Below are 16,584 nucleotides of genomic sequence, written 5' to 3'. Positions count from 1 at the left end.
GGACGGGAAATAGCGGGAAAGCGGTGGGGTGAGGCCGCGAGCCGGTGACGTCGGGCTCACCACGTCACGACCCGGCGGACCGCCACGACCCGGGTGATGTTGCTGGTGGACTGTCGCCAGGAGGCGTAACTGACCAGACGGGTCTGCAGTCCAGTCCTGGGCGCCTCGAGGAGCTGGCCACCCCCGACGTAGAGGCCGACATGTCCCGGGCTGCTGGTGGTGCCGTCGGAACCGGCGGAAAACACCAGGTCACCGGGGAGCGGTGCATCGGGACTGACTGCGATACCGGCGTTGACCTGGTCGAACGTGGTGCGCGGCAGGTTCACGCCGGCGGCGTGGTAAGCCTGTTGGACCAGGGAACTGCAGTCGCACTGATGGGCCGGGTCGGAGCCGAGACCGTGGGTGCAGTCGCCGCCCAGGTGATACCAACCGCCCCGCTGCTGCAGGGCCCAGGCCAAGGCCATGCGGATCTTTGCGGGGGCGTTCGCGGGCAGCGCGTACTCGGCGGGCAGCTGCTGGGCGCCGGTGGCAGCGGTGTACCGTGCGGCGCCCGCCATGATCGTGCGCACGTAACGGTAGGTCTGACCGGACGCGAACTCCTTCGGAGGAACGCCCCGGTAGCGCTGCACGGCCCCCCACCCCGCGTTGTAGCCGGCCAATGCCAACTCGATCGGCTGCCCGGGGTAGCCGGAGGCGGTCGCCTGCTTGAGCAGGCTGCACATGAACGTGCCCTGGGCGGTGATGGCGTCCGCGGGATCCCAGACGTTGGCGGCGCCGTCCCCGTTGGCGTCGGTCTTCCAGGTGGTCCAGGTCCCGGGCATGAACTGGGCGATACCTTCCGCGCCGGCCTCGGAGCGGGCGGCTGGATTGAACCCGCTTTCCTGCTGGAGCTGGGCGGCGAGAACCGGGGCGGGCAGCCCGGGGCAGCCCGCGGCAGCACGGAGGACCCACGGCTCATAGGCGGCCGGCACGCTGCCGGGCTTGAGGGTGCCGCCACCCGTTCCCACCGGCGCGGTGCGGGAACGGGCGGCGGCCTGCAGGGCGGCGTTGCCGGTCCCGGTGGCTATCGCGATGAACAGCACCAAGACCCCGAACAGCGCCAGGATCGAGGCGAGCGCGACGCCTCCGCTGATCGTCCAGGTGCGGCGGCTCACGTGCTGCCACCGCGCGGGCGGGGCCGGAGCGCGGGCGCGCCGGGCGGGGTGCGGCGCGCCAGCCGCCGGCGGAGCTCGGCCTGCCGGGTGGAGTTGGGCGGCGGGGTGGAGGGAGGGACGGGTGCGGGCACCCGGCGTGGCCCGGGGCGCGGAAGCGGCAGCGGTCCGGGGCGAGGTCGCGGCCGCGGCCTCGGTGGCGTTCGGGGCTGAGGCGGCGACGTGGGCTGAGGAGGTGTGGTGGGCTGCGGCTGGTTGTTGGGCTGCGGTGGCATGACCAGCTGCGGGGCGGCCGGGCGGTAGGGTCCGGCCTGCGTCGGCGGCCCTTGAGGCTGCGGCTGCGCCGGCGGTGTGTGGTTCGGGCCGCGGCCGTTGGGGCGCCGCTGCGGTGGGCGGGGAACGGGCCGAGGACCGCGCCGGGGGGCCGTGTGCAGGCGGCGGGCGAGACGGGCGCCGGTGCCGCGCAGGGTGGTGGCGGTGCCGCCGCTGATGGCCAGTGCCCCGAGGGTGAGCGCGCCCCGCCCCAGGGCTCCGCTGCGCTGGCTGGAGTCGTCGCCGTAGCCGGCCCGGAAGATCGCCTTGCCAGCGCCGCCGACCCGGTTGCCGTCCATGCGGGTACGGAAATTACCCGCAGCGCGCCGGGCCGCGGTGGCGACCTTCTTGCGGTAGACGAAGGCGGCGATGCACACGATGTCCAGCACAAGGAACCGCAAGGCGAGGCTGCCGAGGAACGCATCGTCCAGGGACGGGTCCAGCAGTGTGGTGATGAAGACGAGGAACACCGCGAGCAGCAGCACCGACATGATCAGGGTCTGGAAGACCTTCAGCAGGTTGGCGCACCACTGCCACAGCAGGGTGCGGCCACCTCCCGGCAGGGTGCCGGCGACCAGGACGCCCTCGCCGCGGATCGCTTCCAGCGCGATGCGGCACTGCGCGGCCAGCAAACTGCCGGCCAGGCGGCAGATGAAGAAGGTGACGATGAGCGCGGCCAGCGCGACGAACAGCGCGCCGGCGAGCTTGTCGACCGAGGCCTTCTTCGCGGAGGCGACGTCGCCAGGCACGCACTTGGCCTCGAAAGCGCCCATCGGGGGCTTGCCGTAGTGGTCCTTGACCCACCCGCCGACGATGCCGACGACCTGGTCCGTGCCCCACTGCTGAATCCCCGTCGGGTCCAAGGGGCTGGGGGCCCCGGTGAGGCGGGAGAGGGAGTCGTGGTCCTTGATCCACTGGATGTTGCTGTCGGCCTGCCGGTCCCACGCCAGTTGCTGGATTTTCGCCTCGGCGTAGGCCTTGGAGCAGTCGCGGTCGAAGGTGCGTCCGTACTGCAGGAGCTCGGCCGGTTTCACGATCAGGGCATCGACCAGGCTGTCGCTGATCGGCCGGGCCAGGGCGCTGACGTCGTTGGTGGAGACCGGGGAGCGGGTGCCGGTGGTGTGGCCGCTGTTGATGATGATGCCGGCCACTTCCAGGCTGAATCCCTGGGCGGCCCCGAGTATCCCGCCGTTCTCGCCGCCCATGAGCTGCTCGGGGGGAGAGACCAACGCGGTCGCGCAGAGCGCGGCGATGACCAGGGTGAGTGCGGCTTCGCCGACCCCGCGGACCCGGTCGCCGACCATGATGTGCCACGCGCACACGGTCGCTGCGACTACCAGGAACAGGCCCGGCAGGCCGAGTTCCACGATGACCTGGGAGTGCAGGCTGGACGCGATGGCCAGCACCGGTTTGAGGAGGATCTTCGCCAGGCCGAAGCTCAGCGCCCAGGTGATCAGCCAGCATGCGAAGGCGATCATCCACTTCGTGGCCGCGAAGCAGATCTCGATCAGGAAGCCGTAGACCTTCAGGGACCAGTCGGACCAACCGCCGGTGTCCGGGTTGATCGTGTAGACCTGGATCGGGACCCCGTACTGGTCGGTGGTGTTGAAGACGCCTAGGACGCCGCCCTCGTCGGGCAGCTCTTTGCGCAGCTGCTCTGTGGCCTGGTCCATCAGCACCCGCTGGGTCGCGGTCGAGAACGCTTCACTCATGTTCTGGGCCTGCTGCAGGCGCTTGGTGATGTCCTGGTCGCTGATACGGGGGAGACCGCCGCCCCCGCCGGCGCCGGATCCGTCGACGGGAGGCGTGGTGCTGCCGGCCGTCGGCCCGGCCGCCGGCGTGGTCGGTGCTGTTGTCGGTGCTGGGGTGGTGGGACTGACGGTCGGGCGGGGCACGGGTGGGTCGGCGTGGGCGTTGCCGGCGGTCCACAGCACGGCGGTGAGCGCGGCCAGGGCGAGCAGTACGCCGATCTGTCGCCGGCCGAACGCGCCCCGGGTCGCTGCCCGCAGTCGGCGGATCATGCGGCGCTCCGGCCGGGGGTGGAGTGGATTTGCGCCGCCGCCTTGGGGTCCGCCGGCAGGAGCACGCGCATGGTCCCGACCCTCTTGTTGAGGTCCCGATACAGGCACTCGCCGGCTCGCACCGCCTTCTCCTCAGCGGACAGGTCCATCGGGGACAGGCCCGTCGTGACCAGGTCGACCAAGTTCCGGTCGGCGGAGTCCAGGCCCAAAAACTCGAGGCCCCGCACGGCGAGGGTCTCGTCGGTCTGCCGGAACAAGAACCGGTGCGGGATCAGACCGCGCAGGACCGCGCCGAGATGACTGTCCGCCGGGCCGATGTCGTAGGAGTCGTGGGTACCCAGCAGCGCCCCGGCACGGTGCTTGCGGCCGTCGCGCAGCTGCTCCAGGAGCAGTTCCTGGCCCTCGGGGGAGGAGGTCAGCCACCAGCATTCATCCCAGACGCTGACCGCGAATTCGTCCTTCGACCCGAAGGTGATCTCGCGGCACAACGCAGCGACGAGGTACATCAGAGCGCGGCCGATGATCTTCTCGGTCTCCATGCGCTCCATGCGGAATTCGCTCTCCAGCTCGCTCTTCTTGGGCAGCTGCAGGGAGCTGACGGAGAAGACCACGCTGTCCGCGGTGACGGTGGCGACCGGCGGGAGCGATGGGTCGAAGATGACCCGGGCCAGGTCCTCCTCGGCGGCGGCCGCGAGCTTGCGGGCCAGCATGCTGGCCGTCGCATCGTGGGCACCGCGTGTGGCGAGTTCGGTGGTCAGGGCCTGCATGCTTGCCCCGTCGCGGGACAGCACGGCCTTGATGGCTTCGGTCAGGACGACGCCCTCGATGTCCATGGGCTTGATGCCGAGCAGCAGCGTCAGGAAGCTCTTCGTCCGTCTCGAGCGCTGTTCGGGGGCGAAGATCCGCAGCGGGTCGAGGGAGATCTCCGCGGAGTCGTCGACGGTGATGACCTGGGTGGTGCCGGGGCAGGCCCGCGCGAACCGCTCCCATTCGCGGTCCTCGGTGCGGTCCACGACCACGACCCGGCCCCGGGATCCCGGCCAGTTCACCCGGCGCCCGGCAGCGAGCACCGAGAACATGGCGGTCTTCAAGGCGACCGACTTGCCGGCGCCGAGCTCCCCGATGAACGCCGCGCAGGCGGAAGCGTTCTCGGCCGGGCCGCGGCTGAAGTCGACCAGGACGGGCCGTTCGCCGCCGCCGGTGAGCTGCACCCCGTACAGGGGGCCGCTGTCGTCGCCGAGCTGGGCCCCGCACCACGGCATCGCCATGGCCCAGTCCCGCGCCAGCAGGTACTGCGCATACGACGCCAATACCTTGGGGGCGCGGGTGCCGGGCAGCATGGCGTACCAAAGGTTCTCCTGCTCGCCGACAGGACGGGCCAAGGTGTAGTCGGCGCCCCCGAAGTGGTGCTGGACGGCTTCCGCACGCGCGTGCGCCTCGGCAGGGGTCGGCCCCCACACGCACAGCGTGACCATGGACCGGATGTCGACCTCCGTGTGGGATGAGGCCAGCCGCTCCCGGTTCTCCGCCAGATCAGCCACCGCCTCCACCTGCGTGGGCGGCACCCCCGTTGGCTCGTGCTCGTACTCCTTGTCCTGGTGGGCGACGTTGCGGGCGCGCTGCTTGGTCCGCCGCAGGGCGGTCGCCCCGGACGAGATCGCCAGCCGGCACGTCCAGTCGATGGGGAAGTCGAACTCGTCCAGGCTTGCCAGGTACTCGCTGCCGGGGAACGCGAAACGCTTGGGCATCTGCGCGAGCGCCAGCAGCGCCTGATACGCGGTGCCCCACTCGGTCGCCACCTGCAGATGCCGGTTGGCGAAGGGATTGCCAGGCATCCGCCGGCCGCTCGGCTCCTCGTCCCGGGGGCGGCCTCCCTCGGCCAGCAGAACTTCCGCTAGCGCGGCCACCCCGCGGCCGCGGCCCAGGACAGGCTGCTCATCGCCGGGCGCGGGCAGCAGCGGCCCCGCGGTGCCGCGCCGGGCGGCATGCCCGTACATCCACAAGATCTCCGCCTCGGTGGCCGGCCGCAGACCCACCCCGGACGGCCAGGTCGCAGCCAGCGCAGCGGCCTGAGCGATACGCCGATCCTGCTCGCTCGCGCTCACCCCGGCGGGCACCAGACCGAGCGTCAACGCCAGCCCAGCCCGGGTGGCATCGGCTAGATCAGCCAGTGCCTGGAGGCGGCCTCCGGCCGGCAGCGGAACGGCCAGCCAGTCGGTGCGCGCGGACAGCTCCATGCTCTCCAGCTGGGTCAGCACCCGGTCCGCGAGGTCCTGGTATTCCTGGCTGCGGTCCAAATCGACGTCGGCCGTCATGGCGCGCACCACGCTGCGCGGATCCACCTGCGGGCACAGCGACAGCAGGATCGGCTCACCCCCGGTCGGGAGCGCCTTCACGAACGCTTCGATGGTGCGCAGCCGTGTCTTCTTGGCGGTGGCTGAGGAGTGGGAGTAGTTTGCTGCGCTGACCCGCCAGATCCCCCAGGCGGTGCCGTGCGTCGTCCAGGCGACGTTCCCGGCGACGTGCCGGATCGGGAGTTTCACGATCGTGCTCCTTGTCGTGCGCGTGCGGCCCGTTGGGCGAGCAGGGCTTGAACCCCAGACACCACCGGCGCCGGGGCTGACGCCGAGGGCGCGGGGGCAGGCGGAATGACGTCAGTGCTGGCGGCCTGCTCCGGCTCCGCGCTCAGTTCGCCAGCGTCCGGCCGGGCCGTCGTGGTGAAGTCGACGGTGGCGACCGGGGCGATACGGCGGGGCGGGCGCTGCTGGTAGGGCCGGCCGTGCAGACGGCCTGCTGCCGGCGCAGCGGTGCGGCTGGCCAGACTCACCAGTGCCGCCAGGGGGTTGCGGTGGTCGATCTGCACCCGGCCGACCGTCCACCCCACCGGGAAGGGGACCGCCACCACGACCGCCGCGTCCAGCAGGGGGTTGGTGCCCCACAGCGGGCGGGTCACCACCAGCAACACGAAACCCCCGACCATGACCGCCAGCTGCGTCATGGTGTACGGGCCGCCTGGGATCCGGCCCCCCGATGCGAGGCGACCGACGGCCAGCGGGAAGCGGCGCGCCTCGGTGTAGCAGCGGCCGACTAGCTCGTCGCTGGCGTTGGTCGTGGTGGCGGTGCTCATCGTGCGCCTGTGCCCAGCGGGCCGCTGTTGGCGGTGCCTGCGCCGGAGGTGGTGCTGACGGTGTTGGAGCGGTTGATGTCATCACCGGTCTTGTCGCGCAGCATGTCCATGTGGAGGGCGCCCCACCACACGGCGCAGCCCATGATGAGCGCGACGATGGCGGCCGGGGTGGAATGCGTCTTCCACCACGTGAGGATCACGCCGATCAGCGCGATGATCGGAATGACGATGTAGAGCAGGAATGTCTTGAACTCGGTCCCGAGGTTGGTGCCGGTTTCGATCCAACCGGTGGCCAATGTCTGGGGGAGGGTATGCATCGGTGTGCTCGCTTTCTCAAAGGGGCGGCGCGCGGTCAGCGTGCCGAGGAGGACGGAACAGTTGTGGGGACCGGGGCCAGTGCAGGGACGGGGGCGGCGTTCAGCGCGGTGATCTCCCAGCGGCCGGCCCGCGCGGTCAGGCTCAGCGCGTAGGACAACGGCGTGCGGATGCCGTCGCCGCCGGTGGCCCGCACCGTCACCAGCACGTCCTGCCGGGTGCCGTCGTCCGGCACGCGCGATCCAGCCGTGTCGGCATCGGACCCGAGACCGGCGGCGGCGACCTGGTCGACAGCCACCGCGGTGTACGGAGCCGGGGTGATGCCGGTCATCTGCACCCCCGGAGTGAGGAAGCGCGTCAGATCACCGCCAGCCAGATAGGCGGTCAGGAACTGGCCGACGGTCTGCACCCGCACGTCCGTGGCGGCCGCGGACTTCATCACCCCGTACTCCAGCTGCGGGGCCGCGGCTTGCCCGGGAGCGGCGACCTCGGCCGGGGCGGCCAGCGCCGCGTAGCCGAACGGCACTCCCGCCGCTGACTCCCCGCTGGAGGCGAGAGCGACCTGGAAGTACCGCACCTCGGGACCCGCCGCAGCCCGTGGGGCAGCAGCGTCCGAGGTGGAGGCCGGGTGAGCATCGGGCTCGATCACCCGCGCGCCGACGGTCACCGACCACAGGCCGCCACTCAGCGGAATTGTCCTGACGGTCGCGATCTGGGTCACCTGCCGACGGCCTGGCGCCCCTTCGAAGGTCACCGACCGGGCGCCGGGCCAAAAGGCTGCCAACGCCGACTGGTCGCCCTCGCCGGCGGATACGTACTGCGTGACGAACAGTTCGGCGAACCCCGCTGGGCCCGTCCCCGCCGGAGCCGGCGCACTGGGCTGCACCGCTGCCGAGGGCACGGTGCTGCCAGCCGATGCGGGAATGGCCAACAGCGCTCCGACACCGAGCAGCGGACCGGCCACGATCACGGCCCAGGCCGCCCACCGTGCCAGCGCGGCCCGGTTCGCGGCCGCACCGCTGGTCATCGACCAGCCGCCGACCACCGGCGACGCGTCCCACTCGGCCTCCCCAACCACTCCCTCATCGGCCCACTCGGGGTCGACCGCGCGCTCGCTGCGCCGCCACCGCCGGCTCATGAGCAGGCCTCCCCGCTCCGGCCGCCCCGGGTCAGTTCCGCGATCCGCGCCCGCACGACCTCGGACGGCAGCATCTGCAACTGCGCGTAGGAAGCCAGGGCCTGCCCGGCATCAGCCAGATACGCCTGCACCGCGGTGACCGTGTCCGGCGCGAACGGCTCGCGCACCAGCGCCACCGCCGCTCGTGTCGCGAGCTTGCGGGCTGCCACCAGCTGTCGCTCTTGTTCCGTCGGCACGCCCTGCTTCCCGTCCCGATCTTGTTCCGACCCTGTAGCCACCCCGGCCGCCTCTCCTGTGTGATGTGTCCTGGCGTCGGCTAATCCGCCACCAGGCGTCTGCACGTCCCGGCCGCCGTCCTGCGGCACCCGGGTGTTCATGCGGTCTGCTCCAGCCAGATCCCTGCCGACTGCCGCAACTGGCTCACCGCGCGCGATCGGCGTTGGCGCCATGCCGCAGGGCGCACGCCCGCCCTTCGGGCCGCCAGCTCGTCCGGCACCACCGCGCCCTGGTATTGGTCGCTGATGGCGGCGACGCCGCCGGGACCCACGACCCGCTCCGACAACGCCCACAGCAGCAGATCGACCACGTCGCGACGGGACCCGACCAAGTCCTCCGCGGTGCACTCCAGCCCCGGCAGGCCACTGGTCGCTGCGGCTGCAGCCAACTCGCTGCGCAGCGCCCACTGCTCCGGTTCCTGGTTGGTGTCCTCGCTCAAATGGCGCGCGTCGTCCAGCGGCGCTTGGCTGCTGCCCGGGAGCCACGGCCCGTCCCACCGCAGCTCTCGGCAGGAGATCCGTACGGTGTCCATCAGCAGATTCGCTGCGATCTTGACCGGCCTTCGGTGTAGCGGATAGTGCCGCACCACTTCGAACAGTGAGGCGACAACGATGTGGGTGACCTCGGCGTAGGGGCGGTCGAACTTCTGCATCCGGCGCGCAGTTTTGACCGCTCCGGGCAACATCGCCTGCATGACCACCCGAGCTGCCAACCGCCCTGTCTCACCGGGGCCGATCGCGTGCTGCAGCAGCGCGCCCATCCACCAATCGGTGTGGTCGCGTCCGAGAACGCGGTCGCGGAGGTTCAGTTCTTTCAGCAGCGTGCGGAGGTCAGTCGGCGCCTCGTCGGGCGTGAAGACACCTGCGTCGACGAGCCAGCCGGCCACCGCCGCCGCCTTTGAGGAATCGGCGGACAGTACCGACCACTCGGCGTTCAGATGGTCGACGGAGTCGACGATGTGGCTGGTCACGGCACGGCCCCTTTCGGTCTAGGTGCCGTGAACTCTCCTCACCACCCCTTGCACTCTTCCTTGCAAAAATCGCCGTTTTTGCAGGTCAACCGGTTGCACTTTGAAATCACCCGCTCGGACGAGCCGAGTGCAACCGGGCAGGCGGTTGCACTCGCATTAACAGGAAGGGGGGACTCCAGAACGGGGGGCGTGCACGTCGACCACCGCTGCCGCTGGCACTAGGGAACGGGCTCGACTTGGCGGCTGGCTTTGCTGCGGAACGAAGAATGGGTCGTTGATGCCCAGGGCCGGCCATCCGGCGGGGGTTCGCCTGCCAAGGCGGCAGTCACCACGGCAGCATCGCCTGTGGAAAGGGAGTGTCGGCGGAGCCGGACTCCGAGGAGAGCGGGCCTGGCAGGAAACGTAAGCGGCCGGCGCCCACTTCCGCCGAAGCGGGTGGCAAGGGCGCCGGCCAACCGAAAACACACACTCCGCGGGAGAACCCGAGAGGCGGTCTCGTCCGCGAGTCTAGCCGCCCGACACGGTGCTGGATACGTGCATCCTTGCTGTGAATGACGTAAGAGGGGTATTGTTTTTTCGATGGAGCGTTGTGGCAGCGCACCACCACCGAAAACGCCCCACCGCAAGGAGACCCGCATGCCCGTCTACCGCACCCAGCACGACCTCAAGGACCGAGTCCGGGAAATCGAGGCACTGTCGTGGGCCACGCCGCCGCCTGGGCGAGAGATCACCGAGCCCGACTGGCCTGGCCGACCACCGCCGCGGCCGCCACGGCCGAACTCGACCAGCTCGCCGCCGCGCTGGTCGACGCCGGCGTCATCGTGGAGCGCGACGGCCGGGACCTCGTACTGCCGACTCTCGCCAGCGGCCCGGAGCGGGCCGGCATCCGCGTGCACACCACGGGCCACACCCCGCACGCCCTGTACGTCATCACCGCCGACGACCTGGTCCCGCTGACCCATGTCGGGGGAGTCCTCCTGTACCTCCAGCCGCTCATCGACGCAGCCACCCGCGGCTGCGAGGGATGCGGCGCCGACCCGAACGAGCTCTGCCTCCCGAACTGCGTACCGAACCCCTCAACCACGTAACACCCGACCCGGGCGGGACGCCGACAACGGCGCCCCGCCCGCCCTGTGATGGAGAAGCCCCCAGATGATTCGCGCCGGCCGCCGCAAGTACGCCCAGACCATGGCCGACCTGGCCTCAGCGCTCGGCATGCCCCTGGGCACCTTCCGCAACAAGAAGCCCCACGCCCAGGAAGGCCACCCTGCCCCGATCAGCTCCCCGAAGTCGCGGGCGCTGCTGTGGGACAGCGAGCAGACCAAAGCCTTCTACGCCGGCAAGCCCATCCCGCAGCTCCCGGCCGTGGACAGCGACGAGGACCTGCTGGACCGTCACGAGGCAGCAGCCGAGCTCGGGGTGTCACCGGCCAGCTGGAACAAGTACAAGCACGAATCGAAGCTGGCCGAGCACGTCGTCCGGATCCCAGCGAGCACGGCAGGCGAGGAAGGCACGGAGCACTGGCCGCGCAGCGTGGTCCGCGCCTTCAAGGCCGCCCGACCGGGCAAGGGCCAGTCGCCCACCTCCGGCCGGCCCAAGGGCAGCGGCGACATGGTCCCGCGCGAAGAGATCCTGCCGCGCATCGCCGAGCTGCTCGACCTGGACCCGGCCGTCACCGCGGCCGCAGTCGTCGACGAGCTGAAGGTCGCCTCGACCACCGCCATGAGCGGCCTGGCGCAACTGCGCGGCCGGCGCATCGCCGACCTCCTCGAGGCCGAACCACAGCTCACCGCCGAGGAAGCAGCCGAACACCTCGGCTACCCGGTCGTCGCCCGCCGGCGCGCGCTGGCCGTCACGGTGGCCGAGCAGCGCGCCCGGCAGGCACATCCGTACCTGCAGCGTGTTGCTGATGCGCTGGCCGAGGCCGGCGTCGCGGAACCGATGGAGGTCGAGGTACAGCAGCTGCCCGGCGAGCACCTGGCGGCCGCCGTCCCGCTCACCGCGGCTCAGCCCGCACCAGCGCTGGTCTGGGACGAGCGCTACGGGTGGCGAACGGCCAACAGCCGACGCCACCCGCTCGGCAAGGAATCCGGAACGGCACCCGAGGGGGAAGGGATCCGCTACCTCAGCAGCAGCCCGAGGCCGGAGCCGGCCGAACTGCTAGAAGCACTTGCTGACGGACGCAAGGGCTCCAAGCGGCCCAAGCCCTCCGCAGGATGAGGAACGCCAGCCTCCTGCCAACTGAATGCGCTTCGCCGCTCCGCGACCGGCTCGGATCCTGGATCGCACGCGAGCGCTGCACTTCAGGAACACCCATCACCCGTGCGCTCGGCAGCCACGACGGGGCCATTCAACGGCGGTGCAACGCTGCCGACCAGGGCGACCACCTGGTTTCGCGGCAGGTTTCGCGGCAGGTTTCGTACGAGGTTTCGTAGGAGGTTTCGTACGGGGTTTCGCGGCAGGTTTCGCCGCCTGACTCGGCGCCTCCGCGTTTGCGCAGGTCACCGGGTGAGTGCAACCGCCCTTCCCAGATTGACACCTCTTCCCGGTATACCCGGGAGAGGAATCTGCTTCCCTCCCCGCCGGGCGAGCGGTGCTCAGCACAGAAGTCAATACAGCCATTCCTACTTCCTGTCCTACGTCCTGCTCTGCCGCTCCTCGCCGTCGGCGCCGGCCGGGCCCATCCGGGCCTTCGGAACCGGGAGGGGCCGCCGTGCGAACGGCAGTCGCGGATGAAGAACTGATCCTCGTGTCAGCGATGACCGAGCTGCTGGCGACAGGCGCTGACGACAGCGGGATCCAAGCCGCTGCTCTTTGCCCAGGAGCAGACGATTCCGCTGTCGTAGGTGACGTTCGGCCGGGTCGCCGTCCCGCGCCGCGACTGCGACCGAGGAGCAGCCTGGACCGGGCGGCGCGCCGGACGGCCCGGGCCCTTCATCGTGCCTCGGTACGGGCGCGTGCCGGACGCGATGGGACGCGCGTGATCGGCTGGCCCACCGGAGGTCGCCTCAACGGAGCTCACATCAACGGGCGACGCGCTACCGGGGCCGACCATCGCGAGCTCCGCGTGAAGGGGAGCCGGTACCGGCTTCGGCCAGGTCGCCGTAGCGGCAGGAGAGGGGCGGCCTGCCGGATCAAGGTCGCGGCCCGTCTTCGTGTTCAAGGGAGTGAGGGGCCTTGTGCTTCTCGGACAGCGGTTTGATGGGCTTCTATGCTGCGAATTGCCGTTGCTCATAGTCGGCTTGGACCTCTGAGGGGGTCCTGTAGCCGAGCCCCGAGTGGAGGCGTTGACGGTTGTAGAACACTTCGATGTAGCGGACGATCGCGCGTTGGGCGTGCGCGCGCGTCGGGAACGCAGTGCGGTGAACGAGTTCGTTCTTCAGGGCACCGAAAAACGATTCGGCCATGGCATTATCCCAGCAGACGCCCGTGCGGCCGACGGATGCCCGCATTCCCAAGGAGCGTAGTTTGCTGCGAAGTTCCTGGGAAGTGTACTGACTTCCGCGATCCGAGTGGAATATGCAGTCGTCGGCGAGATCCAGGTTCCGGTTCGCCATGTCGAGTGCGTCCGCGATGAGGGAGCTCTTCATATGGTCAGCCATGGACCAGCCGACGACTGCTTTGGTGTGGCAGTCGATGATGGTCGCTAGATAGAGGAAGCCAGCCCAGGTGTGGACGTAGGTTATATCGCTGACGAGTTTACGGCCGGGTGCCTCAGCGGTGAAGTCGCGGGTCAGCAGGTCGGGGGTCGACGGTGCGGACTCGTCGGCCACGGTGGTGAGCCGCCAGGGCCGCGGCTGGCACGCAACGAGGCCCAGCTCCCGCATCAGTAGCCGGACCAGCTCCGGTCCGGCCTGCACGTTCATCCGCTGGAGCATCGCATGGACGCGCCGGTGGCCGTAGGTCTCGTGGGAGTCGTGGAAGACCTGACGGATGATGGACTTGAGCCCTGCGCGCCGCTCGGCGGTGGCCGAGACGGGCCGCGACCGCCAGTGGTAAAAGCCTGATGTGGAGACACCCGCCCAGATGCACATCGATCGCACGGGATATGTGCCGGCCTCGCCGTCGATGAACTCGTACTTCTCCGTCACCGGTATTCCTGGGCGAAGAAGGCCGCCGCTTTTCCCAGGAATTCAGTCTTCAATCTGAGTTCTCGGTTCTCGCGTTCTAGCTCGCGCAAACGAGCGCGTTCACTGATGTTCAAGGGTGGCTCCTCGCCGACGTGCTCCTGGCGGTAGCGGCTGACCCAGGTTCCTAGAGTTCCCTCGTTGACCTGAATATCGCGGGCGACCTCAGCGATCGGTCTGGACTCCACCACGACCATCTTGACCGCCTCGTCCCTGAATTCAGGGCTAAATTTCCTACGGCTTTGTGCCACGTTCTCTCTCCAACGTTTCGAACTGCGATCTTATACGGACCGCTGTCCGAGAACCTCGGGGCCCCTCAGAGCTACTGAGGCGCAGCCCGCCATAAGCAGTACTGCGGCGAGTGTGAGTGGAATGTATCGGCGCATCCGCCCACGGTTTCGTATTGAGGGCGAGTTGCAGCCTATGGCGCGCTTCATTCGCGCTACGAGTGAGCGAAATAGGTGTCAGCAAAAGCGGCTTGGGCAAGCGTTTCGCTTTACTCGGTGATTCATATGGGATATAGTTGTCTTGTTGGTCGGCGGTGGCAGTCGCCCAACACCGAACACACACCCGCGAAAAGGGAGTCATCCATGAACCGCACACCCGGCGCCTTGCTCATCACCCCCGAAGCGGACATCATCCCGATCGACCTGCCCGGCCCGGACGACCGATTGGTGGTCATGCGGGCCGTGATCCGCTGCGAGCGCGTGGATGTGGTGGCGCTGACGGACCGGCTGGACATGTGGCTGGACGACGAGGGGATTTACAACCACCCGGTCAACAAGGTAGCGACCCTCCTGGCTATGCGTTTCGGCTTTACGTGGCAGGAGTACCACGGTCCCGTGTTGCTGACCGGTGGAGCTGACTCCGAAGGCGAAACGGTGCCGCTCAGGACGGGCTCCTCGGGCTGCTCACCAGCCTCGACGAACTCTGATCCCCCGGCCGGAACGGTCTCACGGCCGTTCCGGCCCAGCGCGGCCCCGTCTGGCAACCCCACCCACCCTCCGAGAGGTGCTCACCATGTCGGTCACCTTCACTGCCGAACTCGCCGGAGAGCCGGTCAACATGACGAACTCCAACGCCGCCCGAGTGCTGGATGCCCTCGGCTACTCCGAGCTGTGTGGCGATGAGGATGCTCGGCTCTTCCTGGGCAGAGTTCTGATCGCGCTTGCGCTCGACCCCGAGGACGCCGGACGCCCGGCCATCGCGGACGGGCGCTTCACCGACTGCGGTCGGCCCCAGGGCTACACCGAATCGCGGCTGCATGAGCTGCGTGAGCTCGCCGAATACGCGCAGGTCCAAGGTCTGTGCATCACCTGGGGTTGACCCTGCCCCGCCGCCGTTGGGGCGGGACAGGGCCAGCCCCGGCCGGGGCGAGGAATCGGGTGGCCCGATCATCAGCCGACCACGCCCAGGCGAGCCAGCGGGCACCCGAAGCAGCGGCGGAGAACGCACCTACGAACAGGAGCGCCGCGCCGCACGCCGTTTGACCGGTCGCGCTGGCCCGGGCTGCCGGGCCAGCGCGAAAGCAACAGGGGGTGGCAGTGGCAGCCACCCCAACCGAGAACACCGCACGAGAAATGAGGAATCATGAGCTCTGTCGATACTGCGACACGCAAGGCCTGGTGGACCGGCGAAGCCCGCGACCGCAGCGGCCGACCGGTGTGTACCTCTGCGTCTCTGGAGACGGCCGACGCCGCCTCTCGCTGGTACGGCTACTGGGACGAGAGGCCCTTCGTTGACCGGGTGGAGCTGACCGAGCACATCATCGACCGCACCGAGCGCGTCATCACGTACGACGACCTTCCCGGGCCCGGCCAGGCCACCACACCGCCGGAGCTGCCCGAGGGTGCGCACACGGCGGAGCGCTTCTTCCGCTTCGATCGCGGCCCGGCCGTGCTGCCTACCGGCGACTGCGTCCGCAGGCACCATGCGTGGCTGATCGCGACGCAGCAGGGCCACATTGACCTGTCCACGCTGCGCCTGTTCGAGGTCAACCTCATCCGCTACGCGCGCCGCATCGAGCTGCACGACCTGGGAGCGAGCGCATGACCAGCCACGTCATCCAGTTCTCGGGCGGAGTCGGATCCTTCCTGGTCGCAGTCCGTGTCGCGGAGGAGTACGGCACCGCTGACATGACGCTCTTGATCGCCGACACCCGCGCCGAGGACGAGGACCTATGGCGCTTCTCGGATGACGCAGCCGCCTTCCTGGGAGTGCCGCTGACCATCGTCCGCGACGGCCGCAACCCCTGGGAGGTCTTCCGGGACCAGCGCTTCCTGGGAAACGACCGACTGGCGCCCTGCACGACCATCCTCAAGCAGAAGCCGTGCCGCCGCTGGATGGAACAGCACGCGCCGGCGGACGACTCCATCGCATACGTCGGCATCGAACCCAACGACCGCGACCGCCGCCGTATCCCTGCCATCGTCCGCAATTGGCAGCCCTGGCCGGTGCGCTTCCCTCTCGCCGACGGCCCGGACGCCACCAAAGAAGAGTTGCTCGCCGAAGTGCGCCGCCTTGGCGTCACGCCGCCCCGGCTCTACGAACTCGGCTTCTCCCACAACAACTGCGGGGGTGTCTGCGTACGAGCAGGACAACGCCAGTGGAAACATCTGCTGGCCACCCTCCCCGACCGGTACGCCCGAGCCGAGTCCGAAGAGAACGAGCTGCGCGACCTGCTCGGTGATGTGGCCATCCTCCGCGACCGCCGAGGCGGCACCAGCCGGCCCCTGCCACTGAGCGCCCTACGCGCCAGGGAGCAGCGGCTCTAACCGTGTGTCCCCGGGCCCTCTGCTGTCGCGGGCCCGGGCTAGAGCGCGCCCCTTCCGCCGTGCCGGGTCGGTGCGCAGCGGGGCGCGGCCCACGACTCGCATCTGCGCGACCGTGCGACTCCGGGATCAAGAAGTACGCGGCGCGCCCTTCCCTTCGTCAGGAACCTCCACGGGCCCCTGGCGCCCGCCTGGCGGGTTCGTACTGAGAGGACGTTAAGTCCGTTTCTGGTATCGGCCTCGTCCGGGCTGGGTGAGGAATCCCTGGCGGACGAGTCGTCCCAGGCGGGAGCGGGTGACGTTGATCGAGGGCTCGTCGGTGGGCAGGCCAAGGTGCTCGTGCAGATCGCGGACGCGGAACACCTTCCCGGGGTGC

The 16,584-nt window shown here is 69.6% G+C and carries 15 protein-coding genes; 6 read left to right on the top strand and 9 right to left on the bottom strand.

Going from position 1 to position 16,584, the window contains the following annotated elements:
• Nucleotides 1-56: 56 nt before the first annotated feature.
• The 8 genes from ABZ721_RS32255 to ABZ721_RS32220 form a co-directional block, all read right to left on the bottom strand.
• Nucleotides 57-1,154, bottom strand: coding sequence for an NlpC/P60 family protein (locus ABZ721_RS32255; RefSeq protein ID WP_358792312.1), 1,098 nt, complete (start codon nucleotides 1,152-1,154; stop codon nucleotides 57-59).
• Nucleotides 1,151-3,484, bottom strand: coding sequence for a hypothetical protein (locus ABZ721_RS32250; protein WP_358792311.1), 2,334 nt, complete (start codon nucleotides 3,482-3,484; stop codon nucleotides 1,151-1,153). The genes ABZ721_RS32255 and ABZ721_RS32250 overlap by 4 nt, the downstream gene beginning before the upstream one ends.
• Nucleotides 3,481-6,027 (bottom strand): ATP-binding protein, encoded by a 2,547-nt coding sequence (locus ABZ721_RS32245; protein WP_358792310.1) that lies wholly within the window; start codon nucleotides 6,025-6,027, stop codon nucleotides 3,481-3,483. The genes ABZ721_RS32250 and ABZ721_RS32245 overlap by 4 nt, the downstream gene beginning before the upstream one ends.
• Entirely contained in the window at nucleotides 6,024-6,611 is a 588-nt protein-coding gene (locus tag ABZ721_RS32240) for a hypothetical protein (protein WP_358792309.1), read from the bottom strand. The genes ABZ721_RS32245 and ABZ721_RS32240 overlap by 4 nt, the downstream gene beginning before the upstream one ends.
• Complete coding sequence (locus ABZ721_RS32235) at nucleotides 6,608-6,928, bottom strand: hypothetical protein (protein ID WP_358792308.1); 321 nt, start codon at nucleotides 6,926-6,928, stop codon at nucleotides 6,608-6,610. Before ABZ721_RS32235 ends, ABZ721_RS32240 begins: the two co-directional genes overlap by 4 nt.
• A 35-nt stretch (nucleotides 6,929-6,963) precedes the next feature.
• On the bottom strand, nucleotides 6,964-8,064 hold the full coding sequence (locus ABZ721_RS32230) for a conjugal transfer protein (protein ID WP_358792307.1): 1,101 nt from the start codon (nucleotides 8,062-8,064) through the stop codon (nucleotides 6,964-6,966).
• Nucleotides 8,061-8,300 carry a hypothetical protein gene (locus tag ABZ721_RS32225; protein WP_358792306.1) on the bottom strand — a complete coding sequence of 80 codons (240 nt, stop codon included), beginning with the start codon at nucleotides 8,298-8,300 and terminating at the stop codon, nucleotides 8,061-8,063. Before ABZ721_RS32225 ends, ABZ721_RS32230 begins: the two co-directional genes overlap by 4 nt.
• Before the next feature lie 137 nt (nucleotides 8,301-8,437).
• On the bottom strand, nucleotides 8,438-9,310 hold the full coding sequence (locus ABZ721_RS32220; RefSeq protein ID WP_358792305.1) for a hypothetical protein: 873 nt from the start codon (nucleotides 9,308-9,310) through the stop codon (nucleotides 8,438-8,440).
• Between the two features lie 698 nt (nucleotides 9,311-10,008).
• On the opposite strand from ABZ721_RS32220, the gene ABZ721_RS32215 reads away from it, so the two are divergent.
• A complete protein-coding gene (locus ABZ721_RS32215) occupies nucleotides 10,009-10,398 on the top strand; it encodes a hypothetical protein (protein WP_358792304.1) in 390 nt (129 codons plus the stop codon).
• Between the two features lie 64 nt (nucleotides 10,399-10,462).
• Nucleotides 10,463-11,530 (top strand): DUF6292 family protein, encoded by a 1,068-nt coding sequence (locus ABZ721_RS32210; protein WP_358792303.1) that lies wholly within the window; start codon nucleotides 10,463-10,465, stop codon nucleotides 11,528-11,530.
• 989 nt (nucleotides 11,531-12,519) lie between these two features.
• Here ABZ721_RS32210 and ABZ721_RS32205 read toward each other — a convergent pair.
• A protein-coding gene (locus ABZ721_RS32205) for an IS3 family transposase (RefSeq protein ID WP_358792302.1) occupies nucleotides 12,520-13,688 on the bottom strand; the annotation gives its coding sequence in 2 pieces (ribosomal slippage) (nucleotides 12,520-13,436 and nucleotides 13,436-13,688; 1,170 coding nt in all).
• 261 nt (nucleotides 13,689-13,949) lie between these two features.
• On the opposite strand from ABZ721_RS32205, the gene ABZ721_RS32200 reads away from it, so the two are divergent.
• The 4 genes from ABZ721_RS32200 (at nucleotide 13,950) to ABZ721_RS32185 (ending at nucleotide 16,211) form a co-directional block, all read left to right on the top strand.
• Complete coding sequence (locus ABZ721_RS32200) at nucleotides 13,950-14,567, top strand: DUF3846 domain-containing protein (protein ID WP_358792355.1); 618 nt, start codon at nucleotides 13,950-13,952, stop codon at nucleotides 14,565-14,567.
• Complete coding sequence (locus ABZ721_RS32195) at nucleotides 14,458-14,763, top strand: hypothetical protein (protein WP_358792358.1); 306 nt, start codon at nucleotides 14,458-14,460, stop codon at nucleotides 14,761-14,763. The genes ABZ721_RS32200 and ABZ721_RS32195 overlap by 110 nt, the downstream gene beginning before the upstream one ends.
• Before the next feature lie 264 nt (nucleotides 14,764-15,027).
• Entirely contained in the window at nucleotides 15,028-15,489 is a 462-nt protein-coding gene (locus tag ABZ721_RS32190; RefSeq protein ID WP_358792301.1) for a hypothetical protein, read from the top strand.
• Entirely contained in the window at nucleotides 15,486-16,211 is a 726-nt protein-coding gene (locus ABZ721_RS32185) for a hypothetical protein (protein WP_358792300.1), read from the top strand. The genes ABZ721_RS32190 and ABZ721_RS32185 overlap by 4 nt, the downstream gene beginning before the upstream one ends.
• Nucleotides 16,212-16,584: the final 373 nt, after the last annotated feature.

The organism is Streptomyces sp. NPDC006733 (assembly GCF_040636125.1).
GTDB lineage: Bacteria > Actinomycetota > Actinomycetes > Streptomycetales > Streptomycetaceae > Actinacidiphila.
This window is presented reverse-complemented; position numbering and strand designations above follow the sequence as displayed.

Bases quoted from the DNA above. Each gene is read 5' to 3' on its own strand.
- ABZ721_RS32250 (WP_358792311.1), bottom strand. From the start codon at position 3,484: ATGATCCGCCGACTGCGGGCAGCGACCCGGGGCGCGTTCGGCCGGCGA.
- ABZ721_RS32240 (WP_358792309.1), bottom strand. From the start codon at position 6,611: ATGAGCACCGCCACCACGACCAACGCCAGCGACGAGCTAGTCGGCCGC.
- ABZ721_RS32235 (WP_358792308.1), bottom strand. From the start codon at position 6,928: ATGCATACCCTCCCCCAGACATTGGCCACCGGTTGGATCGAAACCGGC.
- ABZ721_RS32230 (WP_358792307.1), bottom strand. From the start codon at position 8,064: ATGAGCCGGCGGTGGCGGCGCAGCGAGCGCGCGGTCGACCCCGAGTGG.
- ABZ721_RS32210 (WP_358792303.1), top strand. From the start codon at position 10,463: ATGATTCGCGCCGGCCGCCGCAAGTACGCCCAGACCATGGCCGACCTG.
- ABZ721_RS32200 (WP_358792355.1), top strand. From the start codon at position 13,950: ATGGGATATAGTTGTCTTGTTGGTCGGCGGTGGCAGTCGCCCAACACC.
- ABZ721_RS32195 (WP_358792358.1), top strand. From the start codon at position 14,458: ATGTCGGTCACCTTCACTGCCGAACTCGCCGGAGAGCCGGTCAACATG.
- ABZ721_RS32190 (WP_358792301.1), top strand. From the start codon at position 15,028: ATGAGCTCTGTCGATACTGCGACACGCAAGGCCTGGTGGACCGGCGAA.
- ABZ721_RS32185 (WP_358792300.1), top strand. From the start codon at position 15,486: ATGACCAGCCACGTCATCCAGTTCTCGGGCGGAGTCGGATCCTTCCTG.